General features: G+C 60.9%; 19 protein-coding genes. 3 read left to right on the forward strand and 16 right to left on the reverse strand.

Annotated elements, in window-relative coordinates:
- Positions 1-13 precede the first annotated feature (13 nt).
- The 3 genes from G6K99_RS19335 (at position 14) to G6K99_RS19345 (ending at position 3,412) form a co-directional block, all read left to right on the forward strand.
- Complete coding sequence (locus G6K99_RS19335) at positions 14-658, forward strand: amino acid ABC transporter permease (protein ID WP_062459043.1); 645 nt, start codon at positions 14-16, stop codon at positions 656-658.
- Positions 659-731: 73 nt separating this feature from the next.
- A complete protein-coding gene (locus G6K99_RS19340; protein ID WP_062460402.1) occupies positions 732-1,454 on the forward strand; it encodes an amino acid ABC transporter ATP-binding protein in 723 nt (240 codons plus the stop codon).
- Between the two features lie 68 nt (positions 1,455-1,522).
- Positions 1,523-3,412 (forward strand): bifunctional sugar phosphate isomerase/epimerase/4-hydroxyphenylpyruvate dioxygenase family protein, encoded by a 1,890-nt coding sequence (locus G6K99_RS19345; RefSeq protein ID WP_174197523.1) that lies wholly within the window; start codon positions 1,523-1,525, stop codon positions 3,410-3,412.
- A gap of 64 nt (positions 3,413-3,476) precedes the next feature.
- Here the strand turns inward: G6K99_RS19345 and G6K99_RS19350 are convergent, their stop codons facing one another.
- The 16 genes from G6K99_RS19350 to G6K99_RS19425 all read right to left on the reverse strand — a co-directional run bounded on the left by G6K99_RS19350 (position 3,477) and on the right by G6K99_RS19425 (position 23,426).
- On the reverse strand, positions 3,477-5,132 hold the full coding sequence (locus G6K99_RS19350) for an OFA family MFS transporter (RefSeq protein WP_174197524.1): 1,656 nt from the start codon (positions 5,130-5,132) through the stop codon (positions 3,477-3,479).
- A 127-nt stretch (positions 5,133-5,259) separates the two neighbouring features.
- Positions 5,260-5,577 (reverse strand): formate dehydrogenase subunit delta, encoded by a 318-nt coding sequence (locus G6K99_RS19355; protein ID WP_174197525.1) that lies wholly within the window; start codon positions 5,575-5,577, stop codon positions 5,260-5,262.
- A gap of 305 nt (positions 5,578-5,882) precedes the next feature.
- Positions 5,883-8,762 carry a formate dehydrogenase subunit alpha gene (fdhF, locus tag G6K99_RS19360; RefSeq protein WP_174197526.1) on the reverse strand — a complete coding sequence of 960 codons (2,880 nt, stop codon included), beginning with the start codon at positions 8,760-8,762 and terminating at the stop codon, positions 5,883-5,885.
- 288 nt (positions 8,763-9,050) lie between these two features.
- Positions 9,051-10,607 carry an NADH-quinone oxidoreductase subunit NuoF gene (locus tag G6K99_RS19365; protein WP_174197527.1) on the reverse strand — a complete coding sequence of 519 codons (1,557 nt, stop codon included), beginning with the start codon at positions 10,605-10,607 and terminating at the stop codon, positions 9,051-9,053.
- Positions 10,604-11,083 carry a formate dehydrogenase subunit gamma gene (locus G6K99_RS19370; RefSeq protein WP_174197528.1) on the reverse strand — a complete coding sequence of 160 codons (480 nt, stop codon included), beginning with the start codon at positions 11,081-11,083 and terminating at the stop codon, positions 10,604-10,606. Before G6K99_RS19370 ends, G6K99_RS19365 begins: the two co-directional genes overlap by 4 nt.
- Before the next feature lie 237 nt (positions 11,084-11,320).
- Positions 11,321-11,929: a J domain-containing protein gene (locus G6K99_RS19375; RefSeq protein ID WP_062459068.1), complete on the reverse strand. Its 609-nt coding sequence runs from the start codon at positions 11,927-11,929 to the stop codon at positions 11,321-11,323.
- Positions 11,930-12,080: 151 nt separating this feature from the next.
- The gene (locus G6K99_RS19380; RefSeq protein ID WP_244631537.1) at positions 12,081-13,367 is read right to left on the reverse strand and encodes a TRAP transporter large permease; all 1,287 of its coding nucleotides are present in this window, start codon (positions 13,365-13,367) and stop codon (positions 12,081-12,083) included.
- Positions 13,368-13,369: 2 nt separating this feature from the next.
- On the reverse strand, positions 13,370-13,879 hold the full coding sequence (locus G6K99_RS19385; RefSeq protein WP_174197529.1) for a TRAP transporter small permease: 510 nt from the start codon (positions 13,877-13,879) through the stop codon (positions 13,370-13,372).
- A 91-nt stretch (positions 13,880-13,970) separates the two neighbouring features.
- On the reverse strand, positions 13,971-14,975 hold the full coding sequence (locus G6K99_RS19390) for a TRAP transporter substrate-binding protein (protein WP_371816249.1): 1,005 nt from the start codon (positions 14,973-14,975) through the stop codon (positions 13,971-13,973).
- A gap of 239 nt (positions 14,976-15,214) precedes the next feature.
- Positions 15,215-16,015, reverse strand: coding sequence for a phosphodiesterase (locus G6K99_RS19395; protein ID WP_174197530.1), 801 nt, complete (start codon positions 16,013-16,015; stop codon positions 15,215-15,217).
- A gap of 66 nt (positions 16,016-16,081) precedes the next feature.
- Positions 16,082-17,374: an ABC transporter substrate-binding protein gene (locus G6K99_RS19400; protein WP_174197531.1), complete on the reverse strand. Its 1,293-nt coding sequence runs from the start codon at positions 17,372-17,374 to the stop codon at positions 16,082-16,084.
- A gap of 45 nt (positions 17,375-17,419) precedes the next feature.
- A complete protein-coding gene (locus tag G6K99_RS19405) occupies positions 17,420-18,241 on the reverse strand; it encodes a carbohydrate ABC transporter permease (protein WP_113110022.1) in 822 nt (273 codons plus the stop codon).
- Positions 18,241-19,161 (reverse strand): carbohydrate ABC transporter permease, encoded by a 921-nt coding sequence (locus tag G6K99_RS19410; RefSeq protein WP_174197532.1) that lies wholly within the window; start codon positions 19,159-19,161, stop codon positions 18,241-18,243. The genes G6K99_RS19405 and G6K99_RS19410 overlap by 1 nt, the downstream gene beginning before the upstream one ends.
- Before the next feature lie 2 nt (positions 19,162-19,163).
- Positions 19,164-20,309 (reverse strand): ABC transporter ATP-binding protein, encoded by a 1,146-nt coding sequence (locus G6K99_RS19415; RefSeq protein ID WP_174197533.1) that lies wholly within the window; start codon positions 20,307-20,309, stop codon positions 19,164-19,166.
- 431 nt (positions 20,310-20,740) lie between these two features.
- Positions 20,741-22,444 (reverse strand): iron ABC transporter permease, encoded by a 1,704-nt coding sequence (locus tag G6K99_RS19420; protein WP_174197534.1) that lies wholly within the window; start codon positions 22,442-22,444, stop codon positions 20,741-20,743.
- A gap of 4 nt (positions 22,445-22,448) precedes the next feature.
- On the reverse strand, positions 22,449-23,426 hold the full coding sequence (locus G6K99_RS19425; protein ID WP_062459092.1) for an ABC transporter substrate-binding protein: 978 nt from the start codon (positions 23,424-23,426) through the stop codon (positions 22,449-22,451).
- Between the last annotated feature and the right edge of the window lie 55 nt (positions 23,427-23,481).

Below are 23,481 nucleotides of genomic sequence, written 5' to 3' on the forward strand. Positions count from 1 at the left end.
GGAGGACCAGGATATGGGATACCAGGAACTGACCTACCTGCTGCAAGGCCTTGGCTGGACGCTTGTCCTGACCGCAATGGCCTTTGTCGGCGGCATCATCTCGGGCGTCATCGTGGCGCTGATGCGGGTGTCGAGGATCGCCTTGGTCCGTTATATCGCGATCGGCTGGATCGGGCTCTTCCAGGGCACGCCGCTTCTGATGCAGCTCTTCGTCGCCTATTTCGGCCTGCCGCTTCTGGGCTTCGATCTGCCCGGTTGGGCCGCCGTCGGTATCGCGCTGACCGCGCATGCTTCGGCATTTCTGGGCGAAATCTGGCGTGGCGCGATCGAGGCGGTGCCAAAGGGCCAGACCGAAGCCGCCGATGCGCTTGGCCTGCATACCCGCAGCCTGATGTTCGACGTCATCATGCCGCAAGCGTTCAAGCTTTCGCTGCCGGCAACCGTCGGCTTCCTCGTACAGCTTCTGAAAGGCACGTCGCTTGCTGCCATCGTCGGCTTCATCGAGCTGACGCGTGCCGGTTCGATCGTCTCAAACCAGATCTACCAGCCACTTCTCGTGTTCGGCGTCGTCGGCGCCATGTATTTCGCAATGTGTTGGCCGCTGTCCCTGTGGGGACGACGCATCGAGCGGCGTATGTCCGCCGGTTTGGCAAGATAGATTAAGGAAAATGACCATGGCAATTGTGACCAAAGCCGATGCGCAGTCGACCGGCAAAGAGCCGATGATCATGATGCGCGACGTGGAAAAGTGGTACGGCGCATTCTACGCCCTCAAGAAAGTCAACCTGACGGTGGCGAAGGGCGAGAAGATCGTTCTCTGCGGCCCCTCGGGATCGGGCAAGTCGACGCTGATCCGCTGCATCAACCGGCTGGAAGCAAGCCAGGGAGGCGAGATCGTCGTATCGGGCCATACCGTAAAGGACGACCAGAAGGCGATCGATGCGGTCCGCCGCGAAGTCGGAATGGTGTTTCAGCAGTTCAACCTTTTCCCGCACAAGACGGTGCTCGAGAACTGCATTCTCGCGCCCATGCGCGTGCGCAAACTGTCGCGTCCCGAGGCGGAAAAGACGGCCCGCAAATATCTGGAACGGGTCCGCATCGGCGATCAGGCGGACAAATACCCGGCCCAGCTTTCCGGCGGCCAGCAGCAGCGCGTCGCGATTGCGCGTGCTCTCTGCATGGAACCAAAGGCGATGCTGTTTGACGAACCAACGTCGGCTCTCGACCCTGAAATGGTCAAGGAGGTGCTCGATACGATGGTCTCGCTTGCCCGCGACGGCATGACGATGATCTGCGTCACGCACGAAATGGGTTTCGCCCGCCAGGTCGCCGACCGCGTCATCTTCATGGCCGACGGCGAGATCGTCGAAGAAAATGATCCTGAAAGTTTCTTCAGCGCACCGGCCCATCCCCGTACACGGGCATTCCTGGGCGAGATCCTGTCGCATCATTGATCGTGAAGAGCAAAGTGGGCGCCCGCGAGGCACACCGTGAACGAGGCTGAAGCAAACGAGGGCAAGTCATGAAGACGTCCATAGCGACCGTATCGATCAGCGGTGAACTTCCGGAAAAGCTTGCAGCCATTGCGCAGGCGGGGTTCAGCGGTGTCGAAATCTTCGAAAACGACTTCCTGGCCTTCGACGGTACGCCTGCCGATGTCGGGCGCATGGTGCGCGATCATGGTCTGGAGATTACTCTTTTCCAGCCGTTCCGCGATTTCGAGGGCATGCCTGAACCGCACCGCTCGCGCCTGTTCGACCGGGCGGAGCGCAAGTTCGATATCATGCAGGAGTTGGGCACCGATCTGGTTCTCGTCTGCTCGAACGTCTCGCCTCTGGCGCTCGGCGGTATCGACCGGGCGGTGGCGGATTTTCACGAACTCGGGGAACGCGCTGCCAAGCGTGGCCTGAAAGTCGGGTACGAGGCGCTCGCCTGGGGCAAACACATTTCCGATCATCGCGATGCCTGGGAAGTTGTCCGGCGCACCAACCACCCGAATATCGGCATCATTCTCGACAGCTTCCATACGCTGTCGCGACAGATCGACATCAATTCCATTCGCTCGATCCCGAAAGAAAAGATCTTTATCGTCCAACTGGCCGATGCGCCGTTGATCGACATGGATCTGCTTTACTGGAGCCGTCACTTCCGCAACATGCCGGGCGAGGGGGATCTGCCGGTCGAAGCGTTTACCAGCGCCGTCGCCGAAACCGGCTATGACGGCTATTTCTCGCTTGAGATCTTCAATGACCAGTTTCGCGGCGGCTCGGCTAAAGCGATTGCTGCAGACGGTCACCGCTCACTGATCACACTCGGAGATCGGGTGCGGCGCAATCCGAATGCTTCGGGCCTGACGCTCCCGGTCATGCCGGACCGCAGCGCCGTACAAGGGGTCGGCTTCGTCGAGTTTTCGGCAAGCGAAGCGGACGCCGGACAACTGGCGGGCATCCTGCGCACGCTCGGTTTTTCCAAGGCCGCACAACACCGCAGCAAGAAAGTCAGCGTGTTTTCGCAGGGCAATATCAAACTGCTTCTGAATACGGACGAGATGGGCTTTGCGAGTGCATCCTACGCCGTGCATGGCACCTCGGCCTATGCAATGGCTTTGAAGGTGGACGACGCGCGCGATGCGATGGATCGTGCGGTGGCATTGGGCGCCGAAGTGTTCAATCAACCCGTCGAGACGGGCGAGGTGACGATCCCCTCTATCCGCGGTGTCGGCGGAGGTCTGATCTACCTGCTCGATGACAAGACGGATCTTTCCCGCATCTGGGATATCGATTTCGCCCCAGTCGATGATGAGCATAAGAAGCAGGATGCCCACCTCCTGAGCGTCGATCATATCGCCCAGACGGTAGCGTATGAGGAGATGCTCACCTGGGTGCTTTTCTACACCTCGATCTTCGAGATGCAGAAGACGCCGATGGTCGATATCATCGACCCATCGGGCGTGGTGCGCAGCCAGGTTGTCGAAGCGCCGCAAGGCTACCTTCGCATTACCCTCAATGGTGCGGAAAACCGGCGAACGCTTGCTGGGCATTTTATTGCGGAGACATTCGGGTCCGGCATCCAGCATCTGGCATTCGAAACTGCGGATATCTTCGCGACGGCCGCGGCCCTGAAGGCGAACGGCTTCCGGCCCTTGCCGATCTCGCCAAACTATTATGGCGACGTGGAAACCCGCTTCGGTCTCGATCCGGACCTGACGGAGAGGCTAAAGGCGGAGAACATTCTCTACGACCGCGACGAGAACGGCGAATACTTCCAGCTCTATAGCGGCACGTTTGGGGAAGGCTTCTTCTTCGAGATCGTCCAGCGGCGCGATTATCGCGGTTATGGCGCTGCGAATGCGATCTTCCGTATCGCGGCCCTGAAGAAGCAGATCAGGCCGGAAGGTGTGCCACGGCTCTAGGGGTCGCGGGAGGCTTTGGTGATGAGGGGCCGGCCGGGTGGGCCGGCCCCTCATGCCATTTGTGTTAGCCGAACAGAACCAGGCTGCTTTTCAGCGTGACCCAGATGCCCCAGATCATGGGGATGCCGACGACGGCCCAGGCGAGAGCGGCCTGAGCGGAGAAGCCGCCCTTGCCGATGCCGAACGAGCCGGTCGGGCCGGCATTTGCAGCCGCAGTCTTTGCCTGCAGCGAGGCAACCTCGTCGTCCGACATGAACCACTTGTCGGCAAGCGGCCGCACGAGCGAGTTGGCGATAAGGCCAAGAACGAGCATGCCTGCAAGGATATACATCGTTCCGGTGTAGAGAGCCGGTCCCGGCGCAACTCCGGCAGCAATCTGCGCTTCACGGATGTAGTTCACCACGACCGGACCGACGATGCCGGCAGTCGCCCAGGCAGTCAGAAGACGACCATGGATCGCGCCGACGAACTGGGTTCCGAAGATATCGGCAAGATAGGCCGGGATGGTTGCGAAGCCGCCGCCATACATGGACAGGATGATGCCGAATGCCAGAACGAACAGACCCTTGTTGCCGAGGTTGGCAAGTGTCGGTGCGGTTGCATAGAGGATGATGCCGAGGATGAAGAACGTATAGTAGGTGTTCTTGCGGCCGAGCTTGTCCGAAAGCGAGGCCCAGACAAAGCGTCCGCCGATGTTGAAGAGCGACAGAAGGCCGGTAAAGCCTGCAGCGATTGCTGCGATCTGTGCCTTCTGTCCAGCATCGAGCTGCGCGAACGCGACGTCCGGCAGACCGATCAGCGAACCGGCGAAGATTTCCTGCAGCATCGGCGATGCCATGCCGATAACGCCGATACCGGCGGAGACGTTGAGGCAAAGCACGGCCCAGATCAGCCAGAACTGCTTTGTCTTGTGTGCGTCACGCAGGTGAACGTGCTTCGTCGTGATCATCGTCGACTTCGAAGCCGGCGGTGTCCAGCCTTCAGGACGCCATCCTGCCGGCGGGATGCGGTAGCCAAAGGCGCCGCCCATCATGAAGCAGAAATAGATCGCCGCCATGGCGATGAAAGTCTGCCACACGCCGACCGAAACGTCTGTCTTGAAGAAGTTCATCAGAAGGTTTGCGAGCGGAGCGCCGATCATTGCGCCGCCGCCGAAGCCCATGATGGCCATGCCGGTCGCCATGCCGCGACGGTCCGGGAACCACTTGATCAGTGTCGATACCGGCGAGATGTAGCCGAGACCGAGACCGATGCCGCCGATCACGCCGGCGCCGACCCACATCATCCACAGCTGGTGGGTCATGACGCCCATGGCTGCGACGAGAATGCCACCGCACCAGCAGCAGGCGGAGACGAAACCAGCCTTGCGTGGACCGACCTTTTCAAGCCAGCCGCCCCAGATGGCGGCGGAGCAGCCGAGCAACACGAAGAACAGCGTGTAGATCCAGCCAAGATCGGCAACGCGCCAGTTGCAGCTCGTCGTAAACAGTGCCGTCAGCAGGCCCATGCCTGTGCATGACGGGTCGGCCGCACCTGGAATGGCGCGCGAAAGCGGCAGCCAGAATACGCTGAAGCCGTAGGCCATGCCGATGCAAAGGTGAATAGCGAGGGCTGCCGGCGGCACAAGCCAACGGTTGAAGCCCGGTTTTGCGATAATACGTTCCTTATCCAGGAGGCCCGCGTCAACGACGCCGCCTCCTGCTGTTCCTGCAACTGCCATAAAAGAAAATCCCTCTCTGAGTAATGGCTTTCAACGTGATCCCGCCACTGCCCTCCAGCTGAAGGCGAGCTCACGCTTTGCTTTCCGGTGTGATCTCCCGGAAAGCGGTTTCATCTGGCCCCGTTCCCTAACGTCCGGAAACACCCCCGGTCGTTCCCTCTTTGGTTCCCATACCCGTCCCGCTCGGTTCTGCCGGTCGGCGGATCAGTGTCGAAGCCTCGATGACAAGCGGCAGCAGTCCTGCGCCGCCTGTATCGAGATGCTCGAAAAGGTGCCGGCGCATGCGCGGCTCCCAGAATTTGTTGATATGTGTCGCAACGCCATTGGTTCGCACGTTCTCCGGCTGGGATAAGAAAAACGTGGCGATCTGGTTTGCCATCCGGACCAGCTTTTCGTGGCCGTGGGTTTCATGTGGCACTGTGTCGTCCAACTGATCATGCACCATCGGAAAAAGCTCCGATGGCGATCAGGCGGCCCGTCATTGCAGCAGCCGGATACGGTCCAGAGATCCGCGCAGTTGGAGCGCGGCCGCATTGATAGCTGAAACCTATCGTGTGATTGGCTGGTACCGAGTTTGAGCGAGTTGCTCTGTTTCCGTTACGACGGCTAGTTTCAAGAACTGCACTGGCGACGAACAGTGACGTCATAGGACTCTGCGACAAATTGGCACTCCCCCTTAATCTGGTTCTTGACCTGTTTGCAAGAGCCCTGCGGCCTCACCGATCGCCTATTTGCAATTGATAATTCCGATTACTCCGCAGCCTCCATTCGACCTGCGATGCGTCGCGATCTGCGCGACAGGTTGCCGTAGTCCTGCTGCCACTCCGTCGGGCCATTCGACGGCGAAACCTGCACCGCCGTGACCTTGTATTCCGGGCAGTTGGTGGCCCAGTCGGAATAGTCGGTCGTGATCACGTTCGCCTGCGTATCGGGATGGTGGAACGTGGTGTAGACGACACCCGGCGCCACGCGGTCGGTGATCAGAGTCCGCAGCGTCGTATCGCCGGCTCGGCTGGCAAGCTTGATCCAGTCGCCGTCCTTGATCCCGCGCTGCTCGGCATCGTGCGGGTGGATCTCGAGACGGTCCTCCGCATGCCAGACGACGTTTTCCGTCCGACGCGTCTGCGCGCCGACATTGTACTGCGACAAGATGCGGCCGGTGGTGAGCAGAAGCGGGAAACGCGGCCCGGTGCGTTCGTCTGTCGCGACATATTCTGTGCGGATGAACTTGCCCTTGCCGCGCACGAAGCCATCGACATGCATAATCGGCGAACCGAGCGGATGCGCTTCGTTGCAGGGCCACTGCACCGAGCCCATCTCCTCGAGATAATCGTAGGAGACCTTGGCAAAGCTCGGCGTCGTCGCGGCGATCTCGTCCATCACCTGCGACGGATGGGTGTAGTTCCACGGCAGTCCCATCGCCTGCGCCAGTTTCTGCGTCACTTCCCAGTCTGCAAGGCCGTTCTTTGGGCTCATCACCTTGCGAACCCGGTTGATACGACGCTCCGCATTGGTGAACGTGCCGTCCTTCTCGAGGAAGGTCGAGCCCGGCAGAAAGACATGCGCGTAGTTGGCGGTTTCGTTGAGGAAGAGGTCGTGCACGACGACGCATTCCATCGCTTCCAGACCGGCGGACACATGCTTGGTATCCGGGTCGGACTGCAGGATATCCTCGCCCTGGATGTAGATGCCCCTGAACGTGCCTTCGACTGCGGCATCCAGCATGTTCGGTATGCGCAGGCCCGGCTCGTTGTTGAGCGTCACGCCCCACAGTTTCTCGAATGTCTCGCGGGTGGCATCGTCGGAGATGTGGCGATAGCCCGGCAGTTCGTGCGGGAAGGAGCCCATGTCGCAGGCGCCCTGGACGTTGTTCTGTCCTCGCAGCGGATTGACGCCGACGCCGGGCCGGCCGAGATTGCCGGTGACCATGGCAAGGTTGGCGATCGCCATCACCGTCGTCGAACCCTGGCTGTGCTCGGTAACGCCGAGACCGTAATAGATCGAACCATTGCCGCCAGTCGCAAATAGTCTTGCCGCGCCACGCAGCAGATCGGCCGGCACGCCGGTATAGGCTTCCGTCGCCTCCGGGCTATGCGCGTCCTCCGAAACGAAGGCCGCCCAATCCTCGAATTCCGACCAGTCGCAACGCTCGCGGATAAAGGCTTCGGCAAACAGTCCCTCGGTTACGATGACATGGGCCAGCGCCGTCATGACAGCCACATTGGTGCCTGGCTTCAGGGGGAGGTGGAACGCCGCTTCGACATGGGCGGAGCGAACGATATCGGTGCGGCGCGGATCGATGACGATGAGTTTTGCACCCTGCCGCAAACGCTTCTTCAGCCGCGAACCAAACACCGGATGTCCGTCGGTCGGGTTGGCACCGATGATGATCACCACGTCAGTGTGCTCGACGCTATCGAAATTCTGGGTGCCGGCGGAGGTGCCGAAGGCCTGGCCGAGACCGTAGCCGGTCGGCGAATGGCAGACGCGGGCGCAGGTATCGACATTGTTGTTGCCAAAACCGGCGCGGATAAGCTTCTGGACGAGAAATGTCTCTTCGTTGGTGCAGCGCGACGATGTGATGCCGCCGATCGACTCGCGCCCATACTGGTACTGAATGCGCCGGAACTCTGAGGCGACATGGCCGAACGCTTCTTCCCACGTCACTTCCCGCCAAGGATCGGAGATCTTCTCGCGGATCATCGGATTGAGAATGCGGTCCTTGTGGCTTGCATACCCATAGGCAAACCGCCCCTTGACGCAGGAATGGCCTCGATTGGCCTGCCCGTCCTTCCACGGCACCATCCGCACCAGTTCCTCGCCGCGCATCTCCGCCTTGAACGAACAGCCAACACCGCAATAGGCGCAGGTCGTCACCGTCGAATGCTCGGGCTGGCCGATGGCGATTACCGATTTCTCGGTCAGCGTCGCGGTCGGACAGGCCTGCACGCAGGCACCGCAGGAGACGCATTCGGAATCGAGGAAATGTTCGTGCGCACCGGGGGATACGCGGCTTTCGAAACCGCGGCCTTCGATCGTCAGCGCGAACGTGCCCTGCACTTCCTCGCAGGCGCGCACGCAGCGCGAGCAGACGATGCATTTGGAAGGGTCATAGGTGAAGTAAGGGTTCGACTCGTCCTTCGGCATCCACTTTGAATTGATCGCGCCGTCGCTGCGGGCCCTGACGTGGTTTTCGCCCTCGTAGCCATAGCGAACGTCGCGAAGCCCGACGGCACCCGCCATGTCTTGCAGCTCGCAGTCGCCATTGGCGGCGCAGGTGAGGCAATCGAGCGGGTGGTCGGAGATATAGAGCTCCATCACGCCCTTGCGGATCTGTTTCAGCCGCTCCGTCTGCGTGTGGACGACGATCCCGGGCGCGACCGGCGTGGTGCAGGAGGCCGGAGTTCCGTTGCGGCCCTCGACCTCGATGAGACAGAGCCGGCAGGACCCGAACGCATCCACCATGTCGGTGGCGCAGAGCTTCGGCACCTGAATACCGGCCTCCATCGAGGCCCGCATGATCGAGGTGCCTGCGGGAACGGTGATCTGGCGACCATCGATGGTCAGCGTCACCGTCTCGGTGGATTTCGAAACGGGTGTGCCGTAGTCGATTTCATGAACGAGGGACATGATGCGTCTCCTGTTTGAACATGTTGGTGCGGATTGGGCGGCGGGGAGAAAGACCCGCTCTGGCCTGCCGGCCATCTCCCCCAAAAGGGGGGCGAACAGATGCCGCACCGACTTCACCCAATCGGAAACGAGCGAGTGCAGCGATCTGAGCCCTCCCACCTGTGGGGAGGGCGGCGAGCACAGCGAGCGGGAGGGGTCTTGCTGCCCGCCCTTCGCTATAGCTGCGGGCATTCGTCATTCGAAAAGCCAAATCGTTGGCTTTTCGTCTGCTATGCAGAGCACTCCTCATCATTCCGCGGCCTCCACCATCGGTGCCGGCGCAAAGTCCTCAGGAAAATGGTTCATCGCGCTCATCACAGGATAGGGCGTGAAGCCGCCGAGCGCGCAGAGCGAGCCGAACTTCATCGTGTTGCAGAGATCCTCCAGCAGCACCTTGTTCTTGTCAGGCTCGATGCCGGCGCGGATCTTGTCGACCGTCTCGACGCCGCGGGTGGAGCCGATCCGGCAGGGGGTGCACTTGCCGCAGCTTTCGATGGCGCAGAACTCCATCGCGAAACGGGCCTGTTTCAGCATGTCGGCACTGTCATCGAAAACGCTGATGCCGGCATGGCCGATCAGCCCGCCTCTTTCGGCAAATGCCTCGTAGTCGAAGGGCGTATCGAACAGCTCGCGTGGGAAGTAAGCGCCGAGCGGGCCGCCCACCTGCACCGCCTTGACCGGCCGCCCGGTCGCCGTGCCGCCACCGATATCATCGATGATCTGGCCGAGGGTCAGCCCGAAAGCCGTCTCGAACAGGCCGCCATGCTTGACGTTGCCGGCGATCTGGATCGGGATCGTGCCGCGTGAGCGGCCCATGCCGAAGTCCCTGTAAAATTCGGCGCCTCGCTCCATGATAACAGGCACCGAGGCAAGCGAGATGACGTTGTTGACCACGGTCGGCCGCCCGAGAAAGCCCTGCAAAGCCGGCAGCGGCGGTTTAGCCCGGACGGTGCCGCGCTTTCCTTCCAGCGAGTTCAAAAGCGACGTTTCCTCGCCGCAGACATAGGCGCCGGCGCCTGAGCGGATCTCGATCTCGAAGGCATGCGCCGAGCCCATCACCGAAGGCCCGAGGATGCCAGCCGCGCGGGCGATCTCGACCGCCTCACTCATCGTGGCAATGGCATGCGGATATTCCGAGCGGGTATAGACGTAACCCTTCGTGGCGCCGGTCGCGATGCCTGAGATCGCCATCCCCTCGATCAAAACGAAGGGGTCGCCCTCCATGATCATTCGGTCGGCAAACGTGCCGCTGTCGCCCTCGTCGGCATTGCAGACGATGTATTTCTGGTCGCCCGGCGCGTCCATCACCGTCTTCCACTTGATGCCGGTCGGAAAACCGGCACCGCCGCGGCCGCGAAGACCGCTGTCGGTAACCTTTGCGACGATCTCCGCCTGCGACATCGCGATGGCGTTCCGAAGACCCACAAGTCCGTTGTGCCGCTGGTAATCCTCGAGCGACAGGGGATCGGTGATGCCGCAGCGGGCAAAGGTCAGCCGGGTCTGCTGACGAAGGAAAGGAATTTCCTCCGTCAGCCCGAGACAGAGGTCGTGACCTCCGCCATGCAGCAGCCCGGCATCGAACAACCCGGCCACGTCGCCGGCCTTGACGGGCCCGTAGGCGATGCGCCCGCGTTCCGTCTCCACTTCGACCAGCGGCTCCAGCCAGACCATGCCGCGCGAGCCGTTGCGCACCAGTCTTGCATCCAGCCCGCGGCTGTCGATTTCCTGCGCGATGGCCTTTGCCACCCTGTCTGCGCCAAGCGCCAGAGCTGCGGCATCGCGCGGAACGAAGATCGTAACCGTCATCGCCTTGCCTCCCGTACCATGTCGCCGAGACACTGCTCGTCGACCCGACCATAGAGTTCGCCGTCCATCATTGCGGCCGGTGCGCAGGCGCAGAGACCGAGACAGTAGACCGGCTCCAGCGTCACCGCGCCATCGAGCGTCGTCTCGTGAAAGTCGATCCCGAGAACCTGCCGGGCGCGATCCGCGATATGGTCGCTGCCCATCGACTGGCAGGCCTCGGCCCGACAGAGCTTCAGCACATGACGGCCCGCCGGATGATCGCGGAATTCGTGATAGAAGGTGACGACGCCGTGCACCTCGGCGCGAGACAGGTTGAGTTCGGTCGCGATCACCTGCTTGACCTCATCCGGCACGTAACCGAACTCCGCCTGAATGGCATGCAGGATGGGCAGCATCGGCCCTTCGAGATGCATCAGGCTTGCGATAATGCTCAGCGACCGCGCGGTGAACTCACCGGCGGAAATATGCATGTTCATATGAGCGGCCTCCCCGCTGATCCCGCAAGCCGCCCTCCACGACAGCCAACGGGGTCAAAACACGTGCAAGGTGGGCGAACCCAGCTTCACGATGCAGGAAAGTGTCTCATCTCATGATTTTTGGTCAATAGTGCAGAACGGTTACGCAATAGAACAAAGCTATCGCACAACCTGCCGCCATTCGGACGCGTCCGAGTCTTAACTGCAAGACCCGCAACTATAGCGATGCACGAAGTCTCAGCAGAAGCCGTTCAGCTTAAGGATCTTGTGCGCCTCGATCGATGCGCGAAGCTCGTCTTCCGATGTCCGGCTGCCCTGGTTTGCATCGGGATGGTGCATCTTGAGGCGCTCTTTGTAGCGGAGCCTGATCTGCGCGGGCGTTGCGTCTTGCGGAAGTCCGAGTGTCTCGAACGCCTTTGCTTCGAGAACCTTGAGCTTTCTTGCCTGCTGTTCCGCCTTTTGCGCCTTGCGCTGCTCCGCGCTCTTTCGCGCGTTGAGCGCCTTTGCCGATCCGGAGCGGGTCGTCAGCGGCATCGGGATCTCGGTCGGCTGCTTGACGCCGGTGCCCAATGTCGAGCGCTGGCCAGCGACCGCTTCCTTCTGGTAGCGGGCGACCACAGGATCCGACTGGGCCGGGGAAAAGTTGTAGCCCTTGTTGTAGTCCTTGATGTGCTCGAGACAGAATAGAAGATACAGGCCTTCGCCGCCCTGGCCGACCGGCGCGCGGTGAGAACCCTTCTTCTCGCAGCCATCCCACTGGCATCTCGGCCCGGATGTGTCGCTCTGCGGCGCAGGCTTTTTGCGGATGGACTTCAGGCCCACAAATATCTTCGAATCGACTGTCATAGGCGTCTATATGGCGGCAAGCTGCGATCTCGGCAAGCGGCGAACCTTCGTTCCACATTTATCCGTGTTTTTCGGAAAACAACTGTGCTTTTGGCGGCGATATCCGGCCTGGGTTACCGAGCATCGCCGCAGCTATCTCGGGGTTACTTGATCAAAAACCGGTGAGACGGGGCAGCCAGGTCGACAGCGCCGGAATGAAGGTGATCACAAGCAGGATCACGACATAGGCGATGAGGAACGGTGTCATTTCCCGCGAGATCTCGCTGACCCTGATCCTGACCGCGGCCGACACGACATAGAGAAGCTGGCCGACGGGTGGAGTAATCAGCCCGATCGTCAGGTTGAGAATGACGATCATCGCGAAATGGATCGGATCGATCCCCAGGCTGAAGGCGATCGGCGCCAGGATCGGCACCAGGATCATGACGCCGGGAAGGGGATCCATGAATGTGCCGAACAGCAGCAACAGCACGTTGACGGCGAGAAGGAACATGATCGGGCTGAGGTTCCACGATATGATCAGGTCCGCCATATATTGCGGCACGCCTTCAATGATCAGCACCCAGGCAAAGGCGCGCGCGGCAGCAAGGATGAGCAGAATGCCGACGGTGATCATCGCCGAACGGAAGATGATATCAGGCAAATCCCGTACGTGCAGAGAGCGGTAGATGAACATGCCACAGAACAGCGAGTAGAACACCGCGATGACAGATGCTTCGGTCGGGGTGAAATACCCGGCCCGGATGCCGCCGACGACGATGACGATCAGGGCAACCGCCGGCATCGCGTAGACCGTCGTCCTCACCATCTCGGCAAGCGTCGGCCGCAGATCCATCGAGCGGTAGTTGCGCTTGCGGGAAATGTAGAAATTCACGAGGCACATCGCGGCGGAGATCAGGAGACCGGGAATGACGCCCGCAACGAACAGGCCGCCGACAGAAACGCGATTGTCCTGCAGGGCATAGATGATCATGGTGATCGACGGCGGGATGATCGGATCGACGATCGCCACAGCCGCGGCCAGCGCGGACGCATAGCGCTTCTCGTAACCGCTTTTCTCCATCATCCGGATCGTCATCGCGCCCGGTCCGGCCGCTGCTGCAAGTGCCGAGCCGGAAATGCCGGCAAACAGCGTTGTCGAGATGATGCTGGCATAACCGAGCCCGCCGCGGGCACGGCCGACGAATTGCGCCGCAAGGCGCAGAAGGTGATGGGTGAGGGCGCCGCCCGTCATCAGCTCAGCCGCGAGGATGAAGAACGGCACGGCGAGCAGAGGGAAGCTGTCGACGCCGGAGAACATTTCCTTGATGACGACGATCTGGGGATAGCGGCTGCCAAGAATGACGGCGAGCCAGGTCGAGATCGCCAGCGTGAAAGCAATCGGCACGCCGACGGCCATCAGGATGAAAAACGAAACGAAGAGAATGGAAATCATCATGGTCAGGCAGCAACCGGCGGGAGGTCGTCTTCGCCCTGCAGCGCGCTCATGCCGCCGACCACATAGGTCCGCAGAACCAGGAGAAGATGGATTGTCAAAAGGGCGAAGCCGATCGGGATCGCGAGATAGATATAGCCGAAGGGGATCTGCGTGGACGGCGTCGTCTGCAGCATGGTGCGGCCGACATAGGTTTTGCCCGCCCAGATCATCACCGCAAAGAATGCAAACATGATCAGCGCCGAGATAATGCGCAGGATGCGTGCCTTGCGATCTCCGACCGCGATCTGGACGTTGTCGATCGCCGTCAACGAACCGTGCCTGAGCGTAATGCCGGCGCCGATGAATGTCAGCCAGATCATCAGGTGGCGGGCCACTTCGTCAGACCAGGTGATCGACTGATTGGTAAGAAACCGCAGGCAGACATTGAGAAAAACCAGGATTGCCATCGCCGAGAGTATGGCGATCAGCAGCCAGCGATTGAGATCCACGAAGATACGTTCGAATTTCTGCATTGCACCCCGGCGCTCGAAGCGCCGCCCCCCTCGGATCGAGCCGTGGATGGGCGTCCACCTGAAGCGGACGCCCATCACAGTCTGGTCGTGCTTATTTCGTCGCGATGATCTGGTCGACAAGTTCCTTGGTGTAGGTCTTGTAATATCCGTCGTAAGCGGACTGGATCGACTTCTGGAACGCGGCCTTCTGCTCGTCACTGAGCACGTTGACCTGCATGCCTGAAGCCTTCGCCTTTTCCACGCCGTTCTTTTCGGAGGCGTCGACAAAGGCGCGCATGGCTTCTTTGCCCTTCAGCGCACCGTCCGCGAAGATCTTCTGTTCGTCCTCGGAAAGGCTTTCCCAGAAGGACGGCGCCACGATCAGCATTGCCGGCGAATAGACGTGTCCGGACACCGTCAAATACTTCTGAACTTCCCAGAGCTTGGCGGAAACGATAACCGAAAGCGGGTTTTCCTGTCCGTCGATCGCGCCCTGCTGCAGGGCTGGAATGACTTCCGGCCAGGACATTGGCGTCGGTGCGGCACCAGCCGTCTTGAAGGCCGCGATATGGACCGGATTTTCCATGGTGCGGATCTTCAGCCCGGCCAGATCCTCCGGCTTTTCGATCGGCCGGCGGTTGTTGGTGATGTGGCGAAAGCCCTGCTCGCCCCAGGCAAGGGCGATCAGCTCGCGATCGCGGAATTTTTCAAGGATGCCTTCACCGATCGGCCCGTCCAGCACGGCGCGCGCATGCGTCAGGTCGCGGAACAGGAATGGGATATCGGTGACGCCGATCTCGGGCACGAAGTTGGAGAGTGCCCCGGAGGAGACCACGACGGCCTGGACGCCGGTTCCAAGCTGCAGGCCTTCGATGACCTCACGCTCGCCGCCCTGTGCGGAGGATGGGAAATGCGTGAACTTGAATTTGCCCTGGCTGGTTTCGGTAACGTATTTGTCCCAGCCATCGGCGGCGGCACCGTAATGGGAATCGCGCGCCAGCGCGTAGGCGATCTTGACCTCGGTTGCCTGTGCCAAGGCACCGGTTGCCCAGGTTGCTGCAAGGGTGGCAGCCGCAAAGGCGCAAGCGAACGTCCGTCTGTTCAACGCATGAAACACGTGTTTTCCTCCCGTAGAGCGCGTCGTCCTCATCCGCGCATGTGGACGACCTCCATCCGCGAAAACCTGATAGACGTCAAGTTCATCCAAGGCCGATAAAAGAGCCTCGCCGGGGGTATTTCGGTTGCAGTCTGATCGACGGCTGATGTCTGTGGTGGAAAAGACGCATCGCCTGCTTTCAGGCTCTGCAAGACGCAGGCTTTGGTCGAGGCGCACGACTTCGCCTCGACCGTCCGAAATCAAGGGCCTTCGCAGATCGGCGCCTGGCCGGTGATCGTCTCGCCCACTTCCACGGCGTAGGCGCGCAGGCCATGTCCATCGAGCTTGATGATCCGGTAGCAGGGATTGCCTCCCGTCCAGAACGGCTTCGGATTGGCAAGGTCGGTGACGAACCGATGGGCGCAGGCCTGACCGGAGCTGTAGGCGATGCCCTCGGCGCTCGTTCCCGACATCGGAACGTGGATATGGCCGAACACGATATGGCGGATGCCCGCTTTGTGGCTGGCAAGCCGGCGCATGATCCGCCCGTCGTCATGCATGCCGATGTGGTCGAAATGGGCAATGCCGCAGTCGATCGGCGGGTGATGGATAAAGACTGTCACCGGGTGCTGGCCGGCACCTTCAAGCGCCTCGTCCAGAAACGCCATCCGTTCTTCGCCAAAGATACCGCCGATGACACCCGCCTCATGGCTGTCGAGAAAGACAAGCCTTCCGAACTCCGTATCGAGGAAGGACTGGACATATCCGTTTGCATCGAGGGGATGGGCAGGGAAGGCCGCCCTAAAATTCGGCCGGTCGTCATGATTGCCGAGCATCAGGCGCACTTCGAACGGCACGGGCGCCAGGATATCCTTGAGGATGTCGTAGGCTTCGGGATCACCGTGATTGCAAAGGTCGCCGGTCATCACCAACAGGTCCGCATTGGCATGCTTCTCGAGAATATCAGCCACGGCAGCGCGCAGCTGTTTCTCGGGGTCGACACCGTTCACGGACTGGCCTGACAGCATCAGGTGCGTATCGGTGATCTGCAGAATTTTCATCGTCGTTCTCTCAAGAATGAATAGGCCGCGGAGAGGCTCCCCGCGGCCGTAGGCATTGGTCAGTAATTACTTCATCAACGCGTTGGTCTGCTCGACGATCTGCTTCAGACCGGCCTCAGGCGTGACTTCGCCGCGCATGACGGTGCCGATGATGTCGCGCTGGGTGCGCCAGATGCGCACGGAATCGCCACCCGGATAACCGGCCCACGGCAGCGAGCGCTCAGCCTGGAGCGAAGCGGTTTTGACGTTCGGATGCTCGGCATAGTAGGGCGCCAGGAATTCCGGACCGGTGGCGAGCTTGTTGGTCGGCAGGTAACCGGTGATGCGAACGATGACGTTCTGCGCTTCCGGGCCTGTCACCCACTTCATATACTTCCAGGCTGCGTCCTGCTTTTCCTTGTCCTGGGTCAGCATCACGGCCGAGTTTCCGCCGGTCGGCACGCCGCCCTTTTCAGGGTTATCCAGCGGGAAGGTCGAGGTCACCAGCTTGAAGCGGTCACCGACCAAGGCTTCGATCGTCTGCACATGGGCTGGCGTCGAGAAGATGAAGCCGGTGAGGCCTGCGCCGAACTGCTGACGCGACTGGTCCCAGTCGAGAAGGTTCTGGCCGCCTTCGGTGACGAAGCGACGGGCGAGCTTCAGAGCGTTGAGGCCGATCTCGTTGTCGAAGCCGACAGTCTTGGTGGTCTCATCGACCAGCTTGCCACCCTGGTTGGTGATAAGCGCCTGCCACAACCAGTCATCCGGCCACAGGTTGATATCGTAACCCATGCCGGACACCTTGGCGTCCTGCGCGTGGATCTTGTTGGCAAGCTGGATCAGGCCGTCGAAAGTCTTCGGCATGTTGTCCGGATCGCCGCCTGCTTTGCGCACCAGTTCGGCGTTGACATAGATGATCGGCGAGGATGCGTTGACCGGCAGGCCGTACTGCTTGCCGTCGACCATGCCCAGCGCTGACATCTTCGGCGAATAGTTCTTGTCTAGGAAGGCCTGGCCGCCGTCCTTTTCAATGAACGGTGCGAGATCGGTGATCTGCTTGCGCGGTGCCAGTGTGTGGACCAGTTCTGCCGTCAAATTGTAGCCCGAGAAATAGACGTCCGGCAGGTTGCCGGTGACGGCTGCGCGCAGAACCTGCTGCTGGCCATCGTTATAGCCGGGCGCTGGCGCCAGGAAGTTGATCTTGACGTCTGGATTGTTCTTCATGAACTCATCGGCCAGCGGCTGATGGAATTTCGTGAAGCCCGGCAGGTTGTAGAGCACGTTCAAAGTGACATCCGCTGCAGATGCTTGCGTGGAAAAACCTGTCAGCGCGAGGCCGAGAGCCAGTCCGCCAAGCGCGGTCCGTCTGGTGATATGCATTTTGGTCTCCGAAGAGTTCGGTTGGGGGAGGGAGGAGGAGAGCAGTTACTTCACGCCGGTCATGGTGATGCCGGCGATGAAATGTTTTCTGGCAAGAAGGAAGCAGACAACCATCGGAGCCGTGATAATCGTCGCACCCGCCATCAGCGCGCCGTAGTTCGCGCCTGATTCCACGTCCGCGAAAAACAGCATGCCGAGCGGCGGCGGCGCCAGATTGGTGTCGGTGACAACGATCATCGGCCAGTAGAGGTCGTTCCAGTGGGCGACCAGCGAGAACACCGAGAAGGCCGCAAGCGAAGGCAGAGAGCCGCGCAGCACCAGCCGGAAGCAGATCTCGAGTTCCGAAAATCCGTCCATGCGCGCAGCTTCGATGATCTCGTCGGGATAGCTGCGGAACGACTGGTTGAAGAGGAAGATCGCAAAGACCGAAAGAAGAAACGGCATCATCATCGCGAAATAGGTGTTGAGCAGCTGCGCTTTCGCGAGCCCCACGAAGAGGGGCAGGGCGAGCGCCTGAATCGGCACGGTCAGTGCGGCAATGACGAGCGTCAGCAGCAGTTTGCGTCCGGGAAAGCGGAGTTTCGCGAGCGCGTAGGCAGCGGGAACCGCTGTTAGCACCTGCACGAACAGGATGCCGAAGCAGACGATCACGCCGTTCATCATGAAGCGGAGCATCGGAACCTGACTGGCGGCCCGCGAATAGTTGTCGAGGGCTGCAAATTTCTCCGGGATCGGCCAGAGCGAGACGCTGAAGATCTCGGCCGGCGAACGGATGGAGGTCAGAAACATCCAGTAGAACGGCAGCAGCATCACGAAGGCCCCGGCGGCCAGAACGACATGCGGCAAATATCTGCGGAGCGCGGCCATCAGTAATGTACCTTCCGGTCCATATGCACCGTCTGGCCGATCGAGAGCACCAGCACGATGGCAAGAAAAATCAGGGTGAGGGCGGCCGCATAGCCGGTGTTGGAATATTCGAAGCCTTCAAGGTAAAGCGCGAACAGAAGCACTTCCGAGCCCGAGCGACCCTTGGTCAGAACCGCGACGGTTTCGAAAACCTTGAATGCGGAGATCGACGTGGTGACGATAACGAACATCATCGTCGGTCCCAGCATCGGCAATGTGACTGTCAGGAAGCGGTCGATCGGGTTCTTCGCGCCGTCGAGCCGGACGGCCTCGTGCAGATCCTTCGGGATCGCGGTCAGGCCGGCCAGAAAGAGCACCATGTTGAAGCCCAGCACCTGCCAGATGCCAATGATCGCCATGGTCGGGATCAGCAGCGACGGGTTGGACAGAAAGCCGACCGGCTCGAAGCCGAACCACTTGATCGCGGCATTGACCGGGCCGAGCGAGGGGTGCAGCAGGAACTGGAACACGGTTGCCATCGCAACGAGCGTCGCCGTCACCGGCAGGAAATAGGCGATCTCCCAGAAGCCGCGGCTGCGCTTGCGGTTATAGACGAGAAGTGCCACCCCGAGCGCCAGGATGACACCCGCCGGAATGACGATGACCGCGTAAAGCACCGTGTTCCACAATGCCCGCAAGAATACCGGATCGCTGAACGCCTTGCGAAAGTTGTCGAGGCCAACGAAGCTGGTGGACATGGCGCCGAGCTGATAGTCCGTGACCGAGAAGACGGCGAGAACGACCATCGGAATGATGTAGATGGCGAGCATCAGCAGCACGGCCGGAGCCACGAATAAAAGCCCCCGGCGCGCCATGCGGCGTGCTGTCAAGGATTTGCGTGGCCGGGCCTCTGAAATTGCCTCTACCGTTGAAGCCGCCATACTCACGCCGGCACCTGTTCGTGAACGGTGATCTCGCGGCGCTTCTCGTCGGACCCGAAAAGATGGACGCCTTCCTTTGAAAACGCCAACCGAACATTTCCATCCGCATCCGCGCCAAGATCGTCACCGACCCGCTGCCGCATGACGATAGAAATGGATGGGTCGCAGATGAGATTGAAGGTGACGAAACGGTCGGCACCCTGCGTTTCAGTCCGCACGAGGCTTGCCTCGATGCCATCAGCTGCGGGAAAAACGTCTTCGGCGCGGATGCCGAGTGTCGCAGGTCCCGGCCATGCATTTCGTGCGGTGATGCCAAGCTTTTGTCCAAACAGAACGATCTCTCCGGATGCGTCCAGCTCGACGGGCAGGAGATTGATCGATGGCGATCCGATGAAACGCGCCACGGTCAAGGTCGATGGGCGCCGGTAAAGTTCATCCGGCGTGCCGAGCTGCTCGATGCGACCTTCCGACATCAGGGCGATGCGGTCCGACATGGTCATCGCTTCGATCTGGTCATGGGTGACATAGATGAAGGTGGCGCCAAGGCGGCTGTGCAGGTTGGTGAGTTCGCCCCGCATATGAGCCCGCAATTTTGCGTCGAGGTTGGACAGCGGCTCATCCATCAGGAAGGCAGAGGGCGAACGGACCAGGGCGCGGGCAAGCGCCACGCGCTGACGCTGACCACCGGAAAGCTGCGCCGGCCTGCGATCGAGCAGGTGGCCGATCTGCAGCACGTCGGCTGCTTCTTTCACCGAAGCGTCGATCTCGCGGAGCGTTTCGGCATTCGCGATCATGCGCCCGATCAGCGGCAACCTCGACCAGACCGAAAGGCGGCGCATGCGCAGCGGCGTCGCGATATTGTCGCGCACGGTCATATGAGGATAGAGCGCGTAGGACTGGAAGACCATCGCCAGATTGCGGTCGGACGGATCCACATCGGTGACGTCGCGGCTGCCGATCGACACCGTTCCGCGATCCGCGGTCTCAAGGCCTGCGATGATCCGGAGCAACGTGGATTTGCCGCAGCCGGACATGCCCACGAGCGATAGAAACTCGCCAGGACGAATGGAAAGGTCGATGCCCTTCAGGACGTCGTCGGCTCCGAAGCCTTTCCCGATGCCGGTGATGTTAAGCGATTGAGGCTGCATTCTGAGCTCCTTTTCGAAGGGGCTATGCAGCCGCGACATGACTGTGTTGCGACAGTTTTGAGAAGGTTATGTAACGGAGGAGGAGGGCGGGAGGTGGACTGGTGGGTGCCGGGCCTGACCCTCAGGCATCCGATCGGCGTATCGGGTAGCTCACTGAGATCCAGTAAAAATGATGCGAGACCGACTTTCTGGCGCATGTCACTGAGAATTCGCCATGGATTTACTTACGAAATCAAGAGGGCATCGGAGGGTCACTTCTGGTGCCGCATTGCGATACTTCGGTACATGGAGAGCGCGCATTAAGGACTGTAATCGCGTGAAAGGCGAAGAAACACGCAAAATCGTTGGCGATGCCGAGCGTGTTCTGCCGGAAAGCGTGTAGATCGACAGGATCGGTGGCGGCTCTTGTCCATCAAACCCCCGTACTTCAATCACTCCAACCAAGGTAGCGTACCCTTCGGCATGCTTGAGCCAATCAATGTCGCTCCCCCGGCAAGGCTCAACACGAGGAGGGTTGAGAGAACTGCGACTGCCGCTGCGCCAGTCGAGTTTCCTTCATACTGAAGAGCAAAAATCATCACACCTATGGTTTCATTTCCCGACGACCAGAGCAGTGTCGAAAGCGTCAGCTCGTTGAGCGCCGTCATCACGACCAGAATCGCCCCGGCAGCCGCGGCCGGTAGCACGCCGGGCAAGAAGATGGACAGGATGCGGCGATTGAGACCGGCGCCGGTAATGCGAGCCGCCTCGTCCAGTGCGGGGTCGGCTGATTGCGCGGCGGCGGCCACGGGCCGGAGCACCAGCGGCAGGAAGCGCGAGAGATAGGCGATGACGAGGATCGCCATGGTCCCGTAGAGCGACAGCCCGATCAGTGGCAGCGGTTTGAGGAACGCGAGGATCATGCCGAGCGCGACAACAGTGCCGGGAACGACCCAGGGCCCCTCGATGACGAAATCAAGCAGCCGGAGGAGAGGATTTGTGCGGCGTTGAGAAAGGAAGGCCAGCGGTACGGCCACCAGCATCGAAATTGCGGCCGTGATCACGGCGAGCAGCAGCGAATTGGCAAAAGCCCTTCGCACCGTCGGATTGTCGAGCACGGCGCGGAACTGGTCGAGGCTTATCGTGTCGGGTCCGAAGGCCACCCCGATGGCCGGCAAGAGCGCAGTCATGGTCAGCGCCGCGAGCGGCACGAGCGACAGGATGAGCACCACGATCCACAGCAGGAACTCGATTACAGGCGCGCGGCGGGTAGGCACGAAGGGTGTCCCGGCCGGAAGCGGCACGGCGATGCGGGTCGTGACGATGTTGCGCAGGACGATGGCAAGCGCCGCCATGGCAGCGAGCATCAGCGCCAGTGTCGCCACTTGGCCGGCGGCGGCCGGGCCGAAGCCGTTCAGCCGTTGGTAGATCAACGTTGTCAGGACCGAGATGCGGCCCGGAATGCCAAGAAGTGCCGGCACGCCGAAATTGCCAATCGCCGCGGTGAACGCGATCAAGCTTCCAGCCAGCACCGAAGGCATGACGATGGGTAAGACGATTCCGAGGCCGATCCTGCCTGGCGAAATACCGAGGATGCGCGCGGCCTCGACAAGGTCGGCCGGCAGTGCCCGCAGCGCCGCCCGGACAGCAATGAAAACCAGCGGCATGTGTTCGATGCCCATCACAAGCGCGATCCCGCCAGTTGAATAAAGCGGGTTGGTGGAGCCCGGCGGTGGCGCAAGGCCGAGCGGTTTCAGGATCGGCGACTGCGCGCCAAAGAGTTCAATCCAGGCAAGCGCCATGGTTTGCGACGGCACGATCAGCGGGATCAGGATGAGAAAGGTCAGTGCGGCGCGGGTGCGGAGTTTCAAAAGGCTGACTGCAAAGGCGAGCGCCACGCCGATGACAGTCGACACGGCAACGGACAGAAGCGCGGTCTGCAGCGTTCCCGAGAGCGCCCTGAGTGCCGAGCGACTGGCGAGCGTGGTCAGCATCAGCCCGAGCGGCGTGCCGTCCTCGCCGGGTTGGAAGGCGGCGGAAAAGAGCCGCGCGAGCGGCCATAGCGTCGTGAAGGACACGTATAAAACGAGAAGGGAGACGAGCAGATGCTCGCCTCCCAAACGATGCGGCCGGCCCATAACGGGTCTGCGGATCATAGGGTCAACCGCCAAACAGTTCCGCGAACTTTTCCTTGGTTTCCTTGTCGGCCTTGAGCATGGCATCGCTATCGGCGGGCAGGATCTTCAGTGTGGTAAGCGCCGGGTACCCTTCCGGCTGCGCGACACCGGGCAGGATCGGGAAATAGCCCTGGGCGGCGGCCTGTACCTGGGCTGCCTTGGAGAGCTGCCAGGCGACGAAGGTCTTGGCTGCCTCGACCTGATCGGACCCCTTGAGCACGGCGACTGGCTGGGTGATCGAGCTTACACCTTCTGCGGGAAAGACGAAGTCGACGGGTGAACCCTTCTTCTTGGCGTTGAGGGCCATGTATTCGATGATGATGCCGTAGGCCTTTTCGCCGCGCGCAACGGCTTCGACAACCGTGCCATTGCCCTGGCCGGCAACGGCGCCGGCCTCGGCCAGCTTTTCGTAATACGCCCAGCCGAATTCAGGCTGCTGCGTTACCGTGCCGACATGGATGACGGCCGCACCGGAATAGAGCGGGCTTGGCATGATAAGGCTCTTGGCCGCATCGGCGGCAAGCAGGTCGTTCCAGCTCTTCGGGGCGGTCTTCACGAGGTTCGTGTTGTAGATGATCCCTGTGGTGATCACCTTGGTGCCGAAAAAGGTCTTGTCGGCATCGATGAAGGCCGGGTTTATGCCCGCAACCGGAGCGTCGGTAAAGGCCAGAAGGCGGTCGTCGTTCTTCAACTGCGTCATCGCGACGGTATCAGCGATCAGGATGACGTCGGCGGGGCTGTTGCCAGCGGCATATTCAGCCTGCAGCTTGGCCATGACCTCGGTCGTGCCGGAACGGAAGAGTTCAACCTTGATCTCTGGATGGTCGGCGTTGAACGCCTCGATGACCTTGGTCATCTGATCCTGCGGCTGCGAGGTGTAAACGGTGATCGTGTCTGCGGCCGCGGCCTGGAAGGCGAGGCCGGCAAGAATGGTTGTGGCGACGAGCGTGCGGAAGAACATGAGAACCTCGTTGATAGGGCAGATTGTTTTGAACGCGGCCCCGCCCGGGCGATGG

It is taken from the genome of Neorhizobium sp. AL 9.2.2, assembly GCF_013317225.1.
Taxonomy (GTDB): Bacteria; Pseudomonadota; Alphaproteobacteria; order Rhizobiales; family Rhizobiaceae; genus Neorhizobium; species Neorhizobium soli.

What these genes read in the sequence shown, in the direction of transcription:
- G6K99_RS19395 (WP_174197530.1), bottom strand. Translation starts at nt 16,015, where the DNA reads ATGAAAATTCTGCAGATCACCGATACGCACCTGATGCTGTCAGGCCAG.
- G6K99_RS19355 (WP_174197525.1), bottom strand. Translation starts at nt 5,577, where the DNA reads ATGGTGCATGATCAGTTGGACGACACAGTGCCACATGAAACCCACGGC.
- G6K99_RS19350 (WP_174197524.1), bottom strand. Translation starts at nt 5,132, where the DNA reads ATGGCAGTTGCAGGAACAGCAGGAGGCGGCGTCGTTGACGCGGGCCTC.
- G6K99_RS19345 (WP_174197523.1), top strand. Translation starts at nt 1,523, where the DNA reads ATGAAGACGTCCATAGCGACCGTATCGATCAGCGGTGAACTTCCGGAA.
- G6K99_RS19335 (WP_062459043.1), top strand. Translation starts at nt 14, where the DNA reads ATGGGATACCAGGAACTGACCTACCTGCTGCAAGGCCTTGGCTGGACG.
- G6K99_RS19420 (WP_174197534.1), bottom strand. Translation starts at nt 22,444, where the DNA reads ATGATCCGCAGACCCGTTATGGGCCGGCCGCATCGTTTGGGAGGCGAG.
- G6K99_RS19380 (WP_244631537.1), bottom strand. Translation starts at nt 13,367, where the DNA reads ATGATGATTTCCATTCTCTTCGTTTCGTTTTTCATCCTGATGGCCGTC.
- G6K99_RS19400 (WP_174197531.1), bottom strand. Translation starts at nt 17,374, where the DNA reads ATGCATATCACCAGACGGACCGCGCTTGGCGGACTGGCTCTCGGCCTC.
- G6K99_RS19370 (WP_174197528.1), bottom strand. Translation starts at nt 11,083, where the DNA reads ATGAACATGCATATTTCCGCCGGTGAGTTCACCGCGCGGTCGCTGAGC.
- fdhF (WP_174197526.1), bottom strand. Translation starts at nt 8,762, where the DNA reads ATGTCCCTCGTTCATGAAATCGACTACGGCACACCCGTTTCGAAATCC.
- G6K99_RS19375 (WP_062459068.1), bottom strand. Translation starts at nt 11,929, where the DNA reads ATGACAGTCGATTCGAAGATATTTGTGGGCCTGAAGTCCATCCGCAAA.
- G6K99_RS19405 (WP_113110022.1), bottom strand. Translation starts at nt 18,241, where the DNA reads ATGGCCGCGCTCCGCAGATATTTGCCGCATGTCGTTCTGGCCGCCGGG.
- G6K99_RS19385 (WP_174197529.1), bottom strand. Translation starts at nt 13,879, where the DNA reads ATGCAGAAATTCGAACGTATCTTCGTGGATCTCAATCGCTGGCTGCTG.
- G6K99_RS19415 (WP_174197533.1), bottom strand. Translation starts at nt 20,309, where the DNA reads ATGCAGCCTCAATCGCTTAACATCACCGGCATCGGGAAAGGCTTCGGA.
- G6K99_RS19365 (WP_174197527.1), bottom strand. Translation starts at nt 10,607, where the DNA reads ATGACGGTTACGATCTTCGTTCCGCGCGATGCCGCAGCTCTGGCGCTT.
- G6K99_RS19425 (WP_062459092.1), bottom strand. Translation starts at nt 23,426, where the DNA reads ATGTTCTTCCGCACGCTCGTCGCCACAACCATTCTTGCCGGCCTCGCC.
- G6K99_RS19410 (WP_174197532.1), bottom strand. Translation starts at nt 19,161, where the DNA reads ATGGCGGCTTCAACGGTAGAGGCAATTTCAGAGGCCCGGCCACGCAAA.
- G6K99_RS19340 (WP_062460402.1), top strand. Translation starts at nt 732, where the DNA reads ATGCGCGACGTGGAAAAGTGGTACGGCGCATTCTACGCCCTCAAGAAA.